13 protein-coding genes, 1 tRNA gene and 1 riboswitch are annotated in these 15,214 nt (G+C 68.1%); of the genes, 5 read left to right on the top strand and 9 right to left on the bottom strand.

Annotated elements, in window-relative coordinates:
• Positions 1-292: 292 nt before the first annotated feature.
• Both DYS74_RS14590 and trxC read right to left on the bottom strand, forming a co-directional pair.
• Positions 293-368: transfer RNA gene (locus tag DYS74_RS14590), tRNA-Ala, on the bottom strand.
• Between the two features lie 121 nt (positions 369-489).
• Complete coding sequence (trxC, locus tag DYS74_RS14585; protein WP_121534417.1) at positions 490-933, bottom strand: thioredoxin TrxC; 444 nt, start codon at positions 931-933, stop codon at positions 490-492.
• A gap of 69 nt (positions 934-1,002) precedes the next feature.
• On the opposite strand from trxC, the gene DYS74_RS14580 reads away from it, so the two are divergent.
• A complete protein-coding gene (locus DYS74_RS14580) occupies positions 1,003-1,185 on the top strand; it encodes a hypothetical protein (protein WP_121534416.1) in 183 nt (60 codons plus the stop codon).
• Between the two features lie 145 nt (positions 1,186-1,330).
• Here the strand turns inward: DYS74_RS14580 and gcvP are convergent, their stop codons facing one another.
• The 4 genes from gcvP to gltX all read right to left on the bottom strand — a co-directional run bounded on the left by gcvP (position 1,331) and on the right by gltX (position 7,414).
• Positions 1,331-4,156, bottom strand: coding sequence for an aminomethyl-transferring glycine dehydrogenase (gcvP, locus tag DYS74_RS14575; protein ID WP_121534415.1), 2,826 nt, complete (start codon positions 4,154-4,156; stop codon positions 1,331-1,333).
• Between the two features lie 4 nt (positions 4,157-4,160).
• A complete protein-coding gene (gcvH, locus tag DYS74_RS14570; protein ID WP_121534424.1) occupies positions 4,161-4,517 on the bottom strand; it encodes a glycine cleavage system protein GcvH in 357 nt (118 codons plus the stop codon).
• Positions 4,518-4,535: 18 nt separating this feature from the next.
• Positions 4,536-5,645, bottom strand: a complete 1,110-nt coding sequence (gene gcvT, locus DYS74_RS14565) for a glycine cleavage system aminomethyltransferase GcvT (protein WP_121534414.1) — start codon at positions 5,643-5,645, stop codon at positions 4,536-4,538.
• Positions 5,646-5,798: 153 nt separating this feature from the next.
• Positions 5,799-5,888: riboswitch (glycine riboswitch) on the bottom strand.
• A 197-nt stretch (positions 5,889-6,085) separates the two neighbouring features.
• Complete coding sequence (gene gltX / locus DYS74_RS14560; RefSeq protein WP_121534413.1) at positions 6,086-7,414, bottom strand: glutamate--tRNA ligase; 1,329 nt, start codon at positions 7,412-7,414, stop codon at positions 6,086-6,088.
• Between the two features lie 85 nt (positions 7,415-7,499).
• Here gltX and DYS74_RS14555 point away from each other — a divergent pair, with 85 nt between their 5' ends.
• Both DYS74_RS14555 and DYS74_RS14550 read left to right on the top strand, forming a co-directional pair.
• Positions 7,500-7,907: a metallopeptidase family protein gene (locus DYS74_RS14555; protein WP_121534412.1), complete on the top strand. Its 408-nt coding sequence runs from the start codon at positions 7,500-7,502 to the stop codon at positions 7,905-7,907.
• 262 nt (positions 7,908-8,169) lie between these two features.
• Positions 8,170-9,117, top strand: coding sequence for a 1-phosphofructokinase family hexose kinase (locus DYS74_RS14550; protein WP_121534411.1), 948 nt, complete (start codon positions 8,170-8,172; stop codon positions 9,115-9,117).
• Positions 9,118-9,217: 100 nt separating this feature from the next.
• Here the strand turns inward: DYS74_RS14550 and DYS74_RS14545 are convergent, their stop codons facing one another.
• Complete coding sequence (locus DYS74_RS14545) at positions 9,218-9,766, bottom strand: cupin domain-containing protein (protein ID WP_121534410.1); 549 nt, start codon at positions 9,764-9,766, stop codon at positions 9,218-9,220.
• A gap of 159 nt (positions 9,767-9,925) precedes the next feature.
• On the opposite strand from DYS74_RS14545, the gene DYS74_RS14540 reads away from it, so the two are divergent.
• Positions 9,926-11,296, top strand: a complete 1,371-nt coding sequence (locus DYS74_RS14540) for an aminotransferase family protein (RefSeq protein WP_121534409.1) — start codon at positions 9,926-9,928, stop codon at positions 11,294-11,296.
• 79 nt (positions 11,297-11,375) lie between these two features.
• On the opposite strand, the gene DYS74_RS14535 is transcribed toward DYS74_RS14540, so the two are convergent.
• Positions 11,376-13,034: an NAD+ synthase gene (locus DYS74_RS14535; RefSeq protein WP_121534408.1), complete on the bottom strand. Its 1,659-nt coding sequence runs from the start codon at positions 13,032-13,034 to the stop codon at positions 11,376-11,378.
• Between the two features lie 182 nt (positions 13,035-13,216).
• Here DYS74_RS14535 and DYS74_RS14530 point away from each other — a divergent pair, with 182 nt between their 5' ends.
• Entirely contained in the window at positions 13,217-14,689 is a 1,473-nt protein-coding gene (locus DYS74_RS14530) for an MORN repeat-containing protein (protein ID WP_121534407.1), read from the top strand.
• Between the two features lie 33 nt (positions 14,690-14,722).
• Here the strand turns inward: DYS74_RS14530 and DYS74_RS14525 are convergent, their stop codons facing one another.
• Positions 14,723-15,118, bottom strand: a complete 396-nt coding sequence (locus DYS74_RS14525) for an acyl-CoA thioesterase (RefSeq protein ID WP_220668854.1) — start codon at positions 15,116-15,118, stop codon at positions 14,723-14,725.
• Between the last annotated feature and the right edge of the window lie 96 nt (positions 15,119-15,214).

The raw sequence follows: 15,214 nt of genomic DNA, 5'->3' as shown, positions 1-15,214 counted from the left end.
TTCGCCGTCCAACGTTTGATGCTGTCGTCCATCGTCATACTCATTGCCACGTTCTCCCTTGTAGCATGAGCAGGTTTTCACTGGGTCGATACATGGCAGCACGCCCTCCCTTTTCGAGACACCAGTTCGCCCCGCACACCCATAAACGGGCGCACTTGGCTCTGCCCCACTTAATCGCACAGATCCGGGAGGCCGCTCTATCATTGGTGCGTCAACAAACGTGTTGACAGCCAATCGGTAAGCATATGCTTCCAATCGGCATACATATGGTCCAATGACAAGTGGAACGGCTTGGTGGAGCTGAGGGGGATCGAACCCCTGACCTCATCATTGCGAACGATGCGCTCTCCCAACTGAGCTACAGCCCCTCGCCGTGGGGGGGCTTTTCGCCCTTTGGCGGGGGAATGTCAAGCGCCCCAAAACACGGAACTGAAAGATTTTTCATTTTCCGGGTCCGGAGGCTTTTCGCCCCCCGCCACACCCCTTTTTTCAGGCCGTGACGCCAAGCTTGCCGCGCACGAAGGCCGCAAGATCGGCGGCCGGCCGGGCGCCCGCCGCACGCGCCACCTCGCGGCCACCGCGGAACAGCACGAAGGCCGGAATCCCCTGGATCCGGTAGCGCTGCGCCACCGTCGGGTGAGACTCGGTGTTGATCTTCGCCAGCCGCACCTGCGGCGCGAGCATTGCCGCCGCCGCCTGGAACTGCGGCGCCATTTGCCGGCAGGGCCCGCACCAGGGCGCCCAGAAGTCGACGAGCAGCGGCAGGTCGTCCTTTTCCGCCTTCATCAGGGTCTCGGTCTCGATCTCGGTCACCTTGCCCGAGATCAGCGGCGCGCCGCAGACACCGCATTTCGGCCCCGCGACCAGCCGGTCGGCGGGAACCCGGTTCGCCTGCCCGCACTCGAGACAGGTCACGCGCATCGATTCGGCCATGTTGAGCCTCCGTTGCATTCGATTTACCGAATATATTGGAAGCAAGGCCAGCCAATGCAAGGAGAGCCGATGACACCGTTCAGGGAACAGCCGGCCGAACGGCAGGAGGCGCTGCGCACGGCCTATGCCGCAGAGATGGCGCGGCAGGGCAGCACCTGCGAGATGGCCGAGAAGATCGCCCGTTTCGCCGCATGGCTGGCCCCGCAGGGGGTGAGCTTCGGGCCCGAAGACCTGCCGCCGCGCCGGCAGTGAGGGCGCGAAGGGGGCGCTGCCCCCTCTTGGCTGCGCCAATTCACCCCCGGGATATTTGGGGCAATTGGAAGCGGGAAGGGGAGGGTTTCCCCTCCCCCTTTTTCTTGGCGGAAGACGCCGGGGGCCGCGCCCCCGGCCTGTTGTCCTACATCCAGTCCTCGACCGGCGGGCAGGTGCACACCAGATGCCGGTCGCCATAGACGTTGTCGACCCGGCCGACGGGCGGCCAGTACTTGTCCTCGCGGAAGGCGCCGGGCGGGAAGCAGCCCTGTTCGCGGCTGTAGGGCCGGTCCCAGTCGGCCACCAGATCCTCGACCGTGTGCGGCGCGCGGCGCAGCGGGCTGTCCTCGGCGCCGATCCGGCCCGCGGCGACGTCGTCGATCTCGGCCCGGATCGCCTCCATCGCGGTGATGAAGCGGTCAAGCTCGGCCTTCGTCTCCGATTCCGTCGGTTCGACCATCAGCGTGCCGGCAACCGGCCAGCTCATCGTCGGCGCGTGGAAGCCGTTGTCGACCAGCCGCTTCGCGATGTCGTCGACCGTCACCCCCACCTCGGCGAAGCCGCGGGTGTCGAGGATGCACTCATGCGCCACCCGTCCCCGGTTGCCCATGAAGAGGATCGGGTAGAGCGGCTTCAGCCGCGCCGCGATGTAATTCGCGTTCAGGATCGCGACCCGCGTCGCCTGGGTCAGCCCCGCGCCGCCCATCATCAGGCAATAGGCCCAGGAGATCAGCAGGATCGAGGCCGAACCATAGGGGGCCGCACTCACCGGCCCCTCGACGCCGCCGACCTCCGGGTGGCCCGGCAGATGCGGCGCGAGATGCGCCTTCACCCCGATCGGGCCCATGCCCGGGCCACCACCGCCATGCGGGATGGCGAAGGTCTTGTGCAGGTTGAGGTGGCTGACATCGCCGCCGATTTCTCCGGGCTTCACCAGGCCCACAAGCGCGTTCATGTTCGCGCCGTCGATATAGACCTGGCCGCCGTGGTCATGGGTGATCTCGCACACCCGCTTCACCGTTTCCTCGAAGACACCATGGGTCGAGGGATAGGTGATCATGCAGGCCGCGAGATCGCTCCCAGCCTCGGCCGCCTTCGCCGCGAAATCCTCGAGGTCGATGTCGCCGTTCGGCGCGGCCTTCACCACCATGACCTGCATCCCCGCCATATGCGCCGAGGCCGGGTTGGTGCCATGCGCCGAGACCGGGATCAGGCACACCCGCCGGTGCCCCTCGCCCCGCGCGCGATGGTATGCGGCAATCGTCATCAGCCCGGCATATTCGCCCTGCGCGCCCGAGTTCGGCTGCATCGAGAAGGCGTCATAGCCGGTGATCTCGCACAGTTTCTGCTCGAGATCGGCGATCACCTCGGCATAGCCCTCGGCCTGGTTCGACGGCGCGAAGGGGTGCAGCGAGGAGAACTCGGGCCAGGAGATCGGCATCATCTCGGCCGCGGCGTTGAGCTTCATCGTGCACGAGCCGAGCGGGATCATCGCGCGGTCAAGCGCCAGGTCGCGGTCCGAGAGCCGGCGCATGTAGCGCATCATCTCGCTTTCCGCCCGGTTCATGTGGAAGACCGGGTGGGTGAGATAGGCGCTGTCGCGCAGCATCGTCTCGGGGACGCCGAGGCCCACGGTCTCGGGCGCCGGATCGGTGATGCCGAAGGCGTCGAGAAGCCGGGCGATGACGCCGGCGTCGGTCAACTCGTCGACCGAGATGCCGACCCGGTCGCGTCCGACCCGGCGCAGGTTCAGCCCGCGGTGCCGCGCCGCCGCCATGATCCCCTGCTGGCCGACGCCGACCTTCACGGTGATCGTGTCGAAGAAGGCCTCGGGGGCGACCTCGGCGCCGGCGGCGACCAGCGCATCGCGCAGCCGCACCGCGTTCAGATGCACCTGTTCGGCGATCGCGCGCAGCCCGACGGGCCCGTGGAAGACGGCGTAGAAGCTCGCCATTACCGCAAGCAGCGCCTGCGCGGTGCAGACGTTCGAGGTCGCCTTCTCGCGGCGGATGTGCTGTTCGCGGGTCTGCAGGCTGAGCCGATAGGCCTTGTTGCCGCGGCTGTCGATCGAGACGCCGACGATGCGGCCGGGCATCGACCGCTTCAGCTCGTCGCGCGTCGCCATGAAGGCCGCATGCGGTCCGCCATAGCCCATCGGCACGCCGAAGCGCTGCGCCGAGCCCACGGCGATATCGGCCCCCATCGCGCCCGGCTCCTTCAGCAGGCACAGCGCCAGAAGGTCGGTCGCGACCACCGCCAAAGCCTTGGCGGCGTGGAGCTTTTCGATCAGGTCGGTGAAGTCGCGGACATGGCCATAGGTGCCCGGATACTGGAAGATCGCGCCGAAGACCTGCTCGGGGACCAGCGCCTCGGGCGCGCCCTTGATGATCTCGATGCCCAAGGGCAGCGCCCGGGTCTCGATCACGCCGATTGTCTGCGGATGCAGGTTCACATCGACGAAGAAGGCGCGCGCCTTCGATTTCGCCGCGCGTTCGGCCATGGTCATCGCCTCGGCCGCCGCCGTCGCCTCGTCAAGAAGCGAGGCATTCGCCACCGGCAGGCCGGTGAGATCCGCCACCATCGTCTGATAGTTCAGCAACGCCTCGAGCCGGCCCTGCGCGATCTCGGGCTGATAGGGGGTATAGGCGGTGTACCAGGCCGGGTTTTCCAGGATGTTGCGCTGGATCGCCGGCGGCGTGACCGTGCCGTAATAGCCCTGCCCGATCAGCGAGGTCATCACCCGGTTCTTCGCGGCGACGCCGCGCAGCTTCTCGAGCAGCGCGTGTTCGGTCATCGGCGCCCAGCCGAGCGGCCGCGTCTGGCGGATCGCGGCGGGCACCGTCTCGTCGATCAGCGCCTCGAGCGAGGGCACGCCCACCGCCTTCAGCATCTCGGCCATCTCGGCCGGGCTCGGCCCGATGTGGCGACGGTTGGCGAAATCGTAGGTATCGTAGGAGGTGGGCGTGAACATGGGATTAGCCGATGAAATCCTTGTAGTCCTCTTCCGACATGAAGGCATCGAGCTGCTCCATGTCCTCGACCTTCATCTTGAAGAACCACGCGCCAAGCGGGTCCTCGTTGACCAGGGCGGGGTTGTCGGACAGCGCCTCGTTCACCGCGACGATCTCGCCATCGACCGGGGCGAGGATGTCCGAGGCCGCCTTGACCGATTCGATCACGCAGATCTCGTCACCCTTGGCGACCTTGGTCTCGGGCTCGGGCAGTTCGACGAAGACCACGTCGCCCAGCTGTTCCGAGGCATGTTCGGTGATGCCGACAACCACGAGGTCGCCCTCGACGCGCAGCCATTCGTGTTCTTCGGTGAATTTGATGGTCATCTCGGGGGCTCCTCAGCGTTTGTAGGAATGGGGATGGAAGGGCATCGGGGCGATGCGGGCGGGGTGACGCTTGCCGCGCACCTCGCCATAGACGAGCGTGCCGTCGGTCAGCGTGGCGGGCAGATAGGCCATCGCCATCGGCGCGTTGATCGAGGGGCCGAAACCGCCCGAGGTGACACGGCCAAGCACCTCGCCGCCACTTTCCGCGGCGAAGATCTCGGTGCCCTCGCGCATCGGGGCGCGGCCCTCGGGGCGCAGACCGACACGGCGGCGGGAGGTGCCCTGCGCCAGCTCGGCAAGGATCCGGTCCGCCCCCGGGAAGCCGCCCGCGCGGGCGCCCCCCACGCGGCGCGCCTTCTGGATCGCCCAGGCCAGCCCCGCCTCGACGGGCGAGGTGGTGGTGTCGATGTCATGGCCGTAGAGGCACAGCCCGGCCTCGAGCCGCAGGCTGTCGCGCGCGCCAAGGCCGATCGGCGCGACCTCGACCATCGCCAGCAGGGCGCGGGCGAAATCCGCGGCGCGCCCCTCGGGCAGCGAGATCTCGAACCCGTCCTCGCCGGTATAGCCCGAGCGCGAGATCCAGAGCTCGGCCCCCTCCCAGGCAAGCGTCGCGACCTCCATGAAGCGCATCGCCGCAACACCCGGCACCAGCTGCGCCAGCGCCGTCTCGGCCGCCGGCCCCTGCAGCGCCAGAAGCGCGCGGTCGGCGATCACCTCGACGCCCGGCACATGGGCGCGCAGATGCGCGATATCGGCATCGGCACAGGCGGCATTCACCACGAGGAACAGGTGATCGCCCCGGTTCGCCACCATCAGGTCATCGAGAATGCCGCCCGCGGCATCGGTGAACATCGCATAGCGCTGCCGGTTCAGGCCGAGCCCCGCGACATCGACCGGCACCAGCGCCTCGAGCGCGGCGACGGCGCCCGCGGGCACGATCACCTGCCCCATGTGGCTGACGTCGAACAGCCCCGCGGCGGCGCGGGTGTGCAGATGCTCCTTCAGCACCCCCATCGGATATTGCACCGGCATCTCCCAGCCGGCAAAGGGCACCATCTTCGCCCCAAGCTCCAGATGCAGATCGAAAAGCGGCGTCCGCTTCAGGCCGGTTTCACTGGCCATGTCACACTCTCTTTCAGCCGGAAAAGCCCCGGCACCGAATCCCATGGCCTTTCGGCCCGCTCGATGCCCCCTCTGTCCCAACCCGTTGCCGGGCGCCTGAGATCGTTATCCCTTCGGCGGGCTCCCGTGTCCGGGCGCCTCTCTCCAGAGTCGTTGATCAGGTCGGTCCTTTTGCCTGAGAGTTTACCGGGGCGGTTGCTCCTTCGGCACCGGCGCGTGGCCGGCTTCTCCCGTTCCTGACGTCTCTCCCGATAGCCGAAGCCCCCCGTATCTGGCAAGCAGGAAAACGGATGCGACGCTTTGCGGAAAAAAGCGACATTCCTGTCAGGAAAAATGCCATGAAAAAAGGGGCGCCGACCGCGCCCCTTTCATCTTGCCCGAAATACCTCGGGGGTCCGAGGGGGCAGCGCCCCCTGCCCCGGCCGGGGCCCGGCGCGGCCTCAGCCCTTCGCCCGCACCCGGTGCAGCAGCGGCAGCAGATCGGCCATCTCGGGCCCATGCGCCTGCCCCGTCAGCGCCTTGCGCAGCGGCATGAAGAGGCCCCGCCCCTTGCGCCCGGTCGCGGCCTTCACCTGCGCCGTCCACTCCCCCCAGGTCTCGGGGCCGAAGGGCGGCTCGGGCAGAAGCGCGAGCGCCGTCGCGACGAACTCGGCGTCCTCCGGCTCGATCACCGGCTCGGCGCCGTTCAGGCACAGATCCGCCCAATGCGCGAGATCGTCGAGCCGGTCGATGTTGTGCGAGGCGACGCGCCAGAAGGCCTCGGCCTGGGCGGCGGGAATGCCCAGCCCCGCGATTCGTTCGGCCACCGCGGCGAAGGGCAGATGCTGATTGCGCGCGCGGGTCAGCGCAATGAGCTCGGCCGCGTCGAATTTCGTCGGCGCCGCGCCGAACTGGCTCAGCTCGAACCCCTCGGCCAGTTCATCAAGCGACATCTTCAGCTCGACCGGCTGGCTCGAGCCGAGCCGCGCCATCATCGACAGCAGCGCCTCGGGCGCGATGCCCTGTGCGCGCAAATCGCGGATCGACAGCGCGCCCAGCCGCTTCGACAGCTCCTCCCCCTGCGGCCCGGTCAGCAGCGAGTGATGCGCGAAGGCGGGCGGCTCGGCACCGAGCGCACGGATGATCTGGATCTGCGTCGCGGTATTCGTCACATGGTCGGCGCCGCGCACGATATGGGTCACCCCCATGTCGGCGTCATCGACCGGCGAGGCGAAGGTATAAAGCACCTGCCCCGAGGTCTTCACCAGCACCGGGTCCGAGACCGAGGCCGCGTCGATCGAGATCGCGCCGAGGATGCCGTCCTCCCATTCGATCCGCTCCTGATCGAGGGCAAAGCGCCAGTAGCCCTCGCGCCCCTCGGCGCGCAGCGCGGCCTTCTCGGCCTCGGCTAGCTTCAGCGCGGCGCGGTCATAGACCGGCGGGCGGCCCATGTTCAGCTGCTTCTTGCGCTTGAGGTCGAGCTCGGTCGGGGTCTCGAAACATTCATAGAGCCGCCCGGCCGCACGCAGCTGATCGGCCACCTCGGCGTAACGGTCGAGCCGGCGCGACTGCGCCTCCTCGCGGTCCCACTCGATGCCGAGCCACTCGAGATCCGCCTTCAGCGCGTCGATGTAGTCCTGTTTCGAACGTTCCTGATCGGTGTCGTCGATGCGCAGGATGAAGGTGCCGCCGGCCTTGCGGGCGAGCAGATAGTTCATCAGCGCGGTGCGCAGGTTGCCGACATGGATGTAGCCGGTCGGCGACGGGGCGAAACGGGTCACGATGGTCATCGGGGGCCTCCTGTGGGCCCCTGCTCTTTCACACCCGGCCGTTCTTGTCCATATCGGGGGCAGGACCGGCACGGTGGAGGACAGGATGACGGCACGCTGGAAGGATTGCGAGGCACCCTCGCTCGACGACATCGCGGCGATGGCGGAGGCCGCGCGCGCCGCCCTGCCCGAGGCCTTCCGCGGCCCGGCCGCGGCGGTGGTGCTGCGGATCGAGGATTTCGCCGCGGACGATCTGCTCGACGAGCTGGAGATCGAGGATGCCTTCGAGCTGACCGGGCTTTATGACGGCATCCCGATGACGCAGAAATCGGTGATGGATCCGGGCGGGCCCGACGTGATCTGGCTGTTTCGCCGCGCGATCCTCGACGAATGGGTGGCGCGCGGCGACGTGGCGCTTGATGCGCTCGTCGCCCATGTCTTCGTGCACGAACTCGCGCATCACTTCGGCTGGTCGGATAGCGACATCGCCGCGATCGACCGCTGGTGGGAGTGAGCCCGGCGTGCCGGGGCGGGCCGCGTGCAGATGGCATGCCCACCTTCCCGAGGGCGCGGCGCATCCCCTTTCACCGGCAATCACCTGCCCTCCCCCGACGCCGGGTTCCTCGCCGCCGCGGAGGGCAGTTTCCGTTTCATTCTCGTGACCTACCAGATCGATCGGGGCAAGTTTCCGCACCGCGGCGATAGCGCTTGGAACAGGGCAGCGAACCTGCCATGATCGCCGCGGAACCCCTGCGCGAAACACCCGGAGAGATTGCATGCCCGCGATCCTGACCATCACGCTCAACCCGACGGTCGACATTGCGATCACTGCCGATCACGTGGCGCCCGAGCGCAAGCTGCGCTGCTCGCGCCCCGATACCGATCCGGGCGGCGGCGGCATCAACGTCAGCCGCGCGATCTCGGCGCTTGGCGGCCATTCGACCGCCTTCGTCGCGCTTGGCGGGCCGACCGGGGACAAGGTGATGCACCTGCTGGCCGAGCAGGGGATCGGGCTGTCGCCCTTTCCCGCGCCCGGCGAGACGCGGCAGAGCCTGACGGTGACCGACGCCTCGACCGGCGAGCAATACCGCTTCGTCATGCCGGGGCCGGAATGGTCGAAGCGCGACGTGACCAAGGTGCTCGACCGGATCGGCCGGGCCGCGCCCGAGGGCGGCATCGTCGTGCTCTCGGGCAGCCAGCCGCCGGGCGTGCCCGAGGATTTCCCGGCAAGGCTCGCCACCCGCATCGCCCGCACCCAGGCGCGCTTCTTCCTCGACACCTCGGGCAAGGCGCTGCATGCGCTGCTGAGCTCGGGCGCGAAGCCCGCCGACGTGTTGCGCATGGACGATCTGGAGGCCGAGGAGCTTGCCGGCCATCCGCTGCCCACCCGTGCCGACAGCGCCGATTTCGCCGAAAGCCTGGTGAACCGCGGCATCGCCCATGCGGTGATCGTGGCGCGCGGCGCGGATGGCAATGTGCTGGCCACCGCCGCGGGCCGCTGGGTGGCGCAGGCCTTCCCCGACGAGGTGGTCTCGAAGGTCGGCGCGGGCGACAGCTTCGTTGCGGCCTTCTCGCTCGCCCGCACCCGTGGCCTGCCGCAACCCGAGGCGCTGCGCTGGGGCGCGGCGGCGGCGGCGGCGGCGGTGATGACCGAGGCCACCGACCTGTGCGAGCTGCACACGGTGAAGCGGCTGTTGCGCTCGACCACGCTCACCGAGATCTGAGCGGGCACGGGTGAAGGGGGCGCTGCCCCCTCGGCCCTTCGGGCCTCACCCCCGAGGTATTTCGGGCAAGGAGAACACCGGGGCCGTGGTCACGCCCGGCTCAGAAGCTCGGCGGGGTGCAGGCGCTGACCACGGTACAGGGCTCGCGCCCCGGGTTGCGGAAGCGGTGCGGCAGCGGGCTGGCAAAGGCATAGGCATCGCCCGGCCCGAGGATCTTGCGTTCGCCGTCGACCGTCACCTCGAGCCGGCCGGTCAGGATGATACCGATCTCCTCGCCCTGATGGCTGAGCGCCACCTTGCCGGTGTCGGCGCCGGGCTGGTAGGTCTCGTGCAGCATCTGCAACAGCCGCCCCGCCCCCGCCTCGCCGATCTGGCGGTAGGAGATCTTGCCCTTGCCGATCTCGACCAGCTCCTCGGCCGCGAAGAAGAAGCGCCGTTCCGTTTCCGGGGTGAAGGCGAAGAATTCCGCAAGCCCGATCGGCAGCCCGTCGAGAATGCGCTTGAGCGCCCCGACCGAGGGGTTGGCGCGCCCCGATTCGATCAGCGAGATCGTCGAATTCGGCACGCCCACCCGGCGCGCCAGCTCGCGCTGCGACAGCCCGCGCGCGGCGCGCAAGGCGCGCAATCTGCCCCCGACGTCCACATCCATCGCCCCGCCCCGTTCCGCTTGTTCGACATTCGCAAAACATCAACGAACGAACGCGCAAAATCAAGGACTTGGATGCAGCGGAAAAAGGATTGTTGCAGGCACCGGAAAGTGGCTTCCTTGCAGGCAGACAGCTTTCCCCGAAATCACGGACCGAGTCCCATGAACAAGCTCACCAACGACCTTTCCCACGTCACCGAGGCCGACCGCGCCAACGTCTGGCACCACCTGCTGCAGCACAAGTCGCTCGAGACCACCGACCCGCGCATCATCGTCAAGGGCCTGGGCCTGCGGATCTGGGACCAGCACGGCGCCGAGTTCATCGACGCGGTCTCGGGCGGGGTCTGGACGGTGAACGTCGGCTATGGCCGCGAGAGCATCGCGAACGCGATCCGCGACCAGCTGATCGAGCTGCCCTATTGGGCGGGCAGCGGCGGCACCATCCCGGGCGCGCTGTTCTCGGAAAAGCTGCTGACCAAGATGCCGGGGCTGAGCCGCGTCTATTACGCGAACTCGGGCTCGGAAGCGAACGAGAAGGTCTTCAAGATGGTGCGCCAGATCTCGGCGCGGCTGCATGGCGGCAAGAAGTCGAAGATCCTCTATCGCGAACGCGACTATCACGGCGCGACGATCGGCACGCTCGCGGCCTGCGGTCAGGAAGAGCGCGCGATGCAGTATGGCCCCTTCCCCGACGGCTTCGTCGCGGTGCCGCATTGCCTTGAATACCGCGCGCAATGGGATGTCGAGAACTACGGCGAACGCGCGGCGGATGCGATCGAGGAGGTGATCCTGCGCGAGGGCCCGGACACCGTCGGCCTTCTGTGCCTCGAGCCCGTCACCGCGGGTGGTGGCGTGATCGTGCCGCCGAAGGGCTACTGGCAGCGGGTGCAGGAGATCTGCAAGAAATACGACATCTTGCTGCACATCGACGAGGTCGTCTGCGGCATGGGCCGCACAGGCACCTGGTTCGGCTATCAGAACTACGGCATCCAGCCCGACTTCGTGACGATGGCGAAGGGCGTGGCCTCGGGCTATGCGGCGATCTCGTGCTGCGTGACCACCGAGGCGGTGTTCGAGCAGTTCAAGGATGCCTCGGACAAGCTGAGCTATTTCCGCGACATCTCGACCTTCGGCGGCTGCACCGCGGGCCCGGCGGCGGCACTCGAGAACATGCGCATCATCGAGGACGAGGGGCTGCTGGCCAATACCGTCGCGATGGGCGAGCGGATCATGGCGAACCTCAATGCGCTGATGGAAAAGCACAAGGTGATCGGCGACGTGCGCGGCGCGGGCCTGTTCGCGGGCGCCGAGCTGGTCGCCGACCGGGCGACGAAAGAGCCGATGGCCGAGGCCGAGGTCTCGCGCGTGGTGGCCGAGGGGGCGAAGCGCGGCGTGATGTTTGGCATGACGAACCGCTCGCTCACCGGCTTCAACAACACGCTGTGCTTCAGCCCGGCGCTGATCGCGACGCCCGATGACATCGACGCGATCACCGATGCTGTCGATGGCGCGCTGACCGCCGTCTTCGGCTGATCCCGGCGCCACGGAAACACAAAGCCCCGGCGGAGACGCCGGGGCTTTTGCATTTCGGGAGGCGTTTCTGGGGGCGGCCTCAGCGCGTGTCGCGCCAGCGGTTCACCATCGGGTAGCGGCGGTCGAGCCAGAAGGCGCGCGTCGTCAGCCGCGGCCCGGGCGCCGACTGGAACCGCTTCCATTCCGAGATGTAGAGCAGATGCTCGACCCGCTTCACCGTGGCGCGCTCGAACCCCGCCGCGACGATCTCGGCCACCGACTGGTCGCGCTCGACCAGCCGCTCGAGGATCGCGTCGAGCACCTCGTAGGGCGGCAGGCTGTCCTCGTCCTTCTGGTTGTCGCGCAGCTCGGCGCTTGGCGGCTTGTCGATGATCGCGGGCGGGATCACCTCGCCCGCCGGGCCCTGCATCCACGGCCGGTGGTTCGCATTGCGCCAGCGGCAGGTCTCGAAGACGCGGGTCTTGTAGAGATCCTTGATCGGGTTGTAGCCGCCCGCCATGTCGCCATAGATCGTGCAATAGCCGACCGCGACCTCGGACTTGTTGCCGGTGGTCAGCAGCATCCCCCCGAACTTGTTCGAGATCGCCATCAGCATCACGCCGCGCAGACGCGACTGGATGTTCTCCTCGGTGATGTCGGGTTTCGTGCCCTCCATCAGATGGGCGAGCGCCCCCGCCACCGCGTCGCGCGGCCCCTCGATCTGCACGGTATCGAGCCGGGTGCCGAGGCGGCGGGCCAGATCGGCCGCATCATCGAGCGAGCCCTGCGAGGTGAAGCGCGAGGGCAGCATGACGCAATGCACATTTTCGGCCCCGATCGCATCGGCCGCGATCGTGGCGACCAGTGCCGAGTCGATCCCGCCCGAAAGCCCGAGCACCACCTTCGAGAAGCCCGACTTGCGAAGATAGTCGCGCAGGCCGGTGACCATCGCGGCGTAATCCTGCTCCCAGTCCGACGGCGCCTCGGTCACCGGGCCGGGCAGTGCCCGCCAGCCGTCGGCGCCGCGCTCGAAGTCGACATGCACCACGGCCTCCTCGAAGACCGGCAGCTGCGCGGCCAGCGCGCCATGCGGGTTCAGCACGAAACTTGCCCCGTCGAACAGCTGATCGTCCTGCCCGCCCACCATGTTCAGGTAGACAAGCGGCAGCCCGGTCTCGACCACGCGCGAGACCATCAGGTTCATCCGCAGCTCGAGCTTGTTGCGATAGTAAGGCGAGCCGTTCGGCACCAGCAGGATCTCGGCCCCGGTCTCGGCCAGCGTCTCGGCGACGTCCACGTGCCACGAATCCTCGCAGATCGGCGAGCCGATCACCAGCGGGCCGACCCGATAGGGGCCGGAGATCGGGCCGCTGTCGAAGACGCGCAGCTCGTCGAACAGATCGACATGCGGCAGGTGATGCTTGAGGATGCGCGCGGCGACGCGGCCGTTTTCCAGCACCCACCAGGCGTTGTAATGGCCGCTCTCGTCCCACCACGGGCCGCCGATGCCAAGTGCCGGGCCATCGGTGATCCTGGTGGCGAGCTCCTCCATCGCCGCCATCGCATCGGCGACGAAGGCGGGCTTCAGCACCAGATCCTGGGTCTGATAGCCGGTCAGGAACATCTCGGGCAGCGCCACCATGTCGGCGCCCGCGGCGCGGCCCTCCTCCCAGGCGGCAAGCGCCTTCGCCGCATTGCCGGCGAGATCGCCGACCGTGGCGTTGAGCTGGGCGAGCGTGAGGCGGAATCTGTCGGCCATGCGGGGCTCCTCGTTCGTCTGCCCCCGATGTAGCCTCTTGATGCAGCGGTGGAAAGCCGCAGGGGGCGAAAACCCGCGCCGATCGGTGCCGCGATGCAGCGTCAGGCGGCCGCGATGCTTGTGCGATCTGCCCCCGCGCTCTAGATTTGCCCGGCCTTCGGGCAGCCGAGTCAGGGGGAAACATGGCGCGCACACGGATTCTCGCAATCGGACTGGCAGTGTCGCTGGCGGCAGGCGCCGCCGCGGCCCAGGAGGTCGCCACCAAGCAATACGAGGACGGCGGCATCTACGAAGGCACGTTCAAGGACGGCAAGCAGCACGGCCACGGCATCTACCGCCTGCCCTCGGGCTATGAATACGAGGGCGATTGGGTGATGGGCGAGATCGTCGGCGAGGGCACGGCGAAATTCCCGAACGGCTCGGTCTATGTCGGGCATTTCTCGCGCGGCAAGCCCGACGGCAAGGGCAAGATCACCTTCGCCGACGGCGGCACCTACGAGGGGGACTGGGTGCAGGGCGAGATCACCGGCAACGGCATCGCCCATTACGCGAACGGCACCACCTACGAGGGCAGCTTCGTCAACGCCCTGCATCAGGGCCATGGCGTGCTGACCGGCCCCGACGGCTATCGCTATGAAGGGGACTGGGTGCAGGGGGTGAAGCAGGGACAGGGCAAGATCACCTATCCCGACCGCTCGGTCTACGAGGGCGACATGCTGGCCGGCGCCCGCGCGGGCCACGGCCGGCTGACGATGGCGAACGGGCTGGTCTACGAGGGGCTCTGGGCCGCCGGCCAGATGAACGGCACCGGCCGGCTGGTGCAGCCGAACGGCGACATCTACGAAGGCGAGATGGTCGACGGCAAGCGCCAGGGCCAGGGCAAGGTGACCTACGCGAACGGCGACACCTACGAGGGCAGCTTTGCCGGCGACGCGCGCTCGGGCCGGGGCGTGTTCCGCGGCACCGACGGCTATGTCTATGACGGCGACTGGACCGAGGGCCGGATCGAGGGCGCGGGTAAGGTCACCTATCCCGACGGCTCGGTCTACGAGGGCGCGTTCAGGAACGACCTGCCCGAGGGCAAGGGCAAGATCACCTATCCCGACGGGTCAAGCTATGAGGGCGACTGGTCGGCCGGCGTGATCGAGGGCACCGGCATCGCGCGCTATGCGAACGGGCTCGTCTACGAGGGGCAGTTCCTGGCCGCGCGCAACCACGGCAAGGGCAAGATGACCTACCCCGACGGCTATGTCTACGAGGGGGACTGGGCCGATGGCCAGCGCCAGGGTCAGGGCAAGGCCACCTATGCCGACGGCACCGTCTACGAGGGCGGCTTCGAGGCCGGACAGCGCTCGGGCCGGGGCCGGATCACCATGCCCGACGGCTTCGTCTACGAGGGCGGCTGGCACAATGGCGAGATCGACGGTCAGGGCAAGGCGACCTATGCGAACGGCGACAGCTACGAGGGCACCTTCGTGATGGGCAAGCGTCAGGGCAAGGGCGTGATGCGCTACAAATCGGGCGAGGTCGCCTCGGGCACCTGGAACGAGAACGTTCTGACCGAGGAAGCGCCGGTGCCCGAACCGCCGGCCGGCGATGCCCCGGCGGCGACAGCGGTGCCCGCCCCGGACGCGTCCGCCCCCGCCGCGAACTGACCCTGCCCGCCCGGCAGCGGACAGGGAAATCCGTCAGACCGCGGGCAGGTCCACCGCGCGCGGCTTGCCGTCGGCATCGACCGCGACCATGGTGAAACGCGCCTCGGTCACCTTCTCGCGCAGCGCGGTATAGGCGCGCCGGGCCCAGACCTCGATCCGGATCACCATCGAGGTGCGGCCGACCTGATCGACCGCGGTATAGACGCACAGGGTGTCGCCCACCTTCACCGGCTGCTTGAACACGATCTCGTTCGCCGCGATCGTCACCGTGCGGCCGTTGCAGCGCTCGTTCGCGCGGATCGCGGCGGCAAGGTCCATCTGCGACATCACCCAGCCACCGAAGATGTCGCCCGCCGCGTTGGTGTCAGCGGGCATCGCCAGCGTCCGCAGCGTCAGCTCCATCCCCTCGGGGGTATTCATCTCGCTCATCTCTCGTCCTTTCGGTCTCTCCCCTGCCCCGGGATGTGGCATGCGCGGGCGCGGTTCTCAACCCGGCCCCGCGTGCAAGGGAGCCCTGCATCCGGT

Source organism: Paenirhodobacter hankyongi (genome assembly GCF_003664585.1).
GTDB lineage: Bacteria > Pseudomonadota > Alphaproteobacteria > Rhodobacterales > Rhodobacteraceae > Rhodobacter > Rhodobacter hankyongi.
The sequence above is the reverse complement of the archived record's forward strand: the minus strand, read 5'-3'. Positions and strand labels throughout refer to the sequence as shown.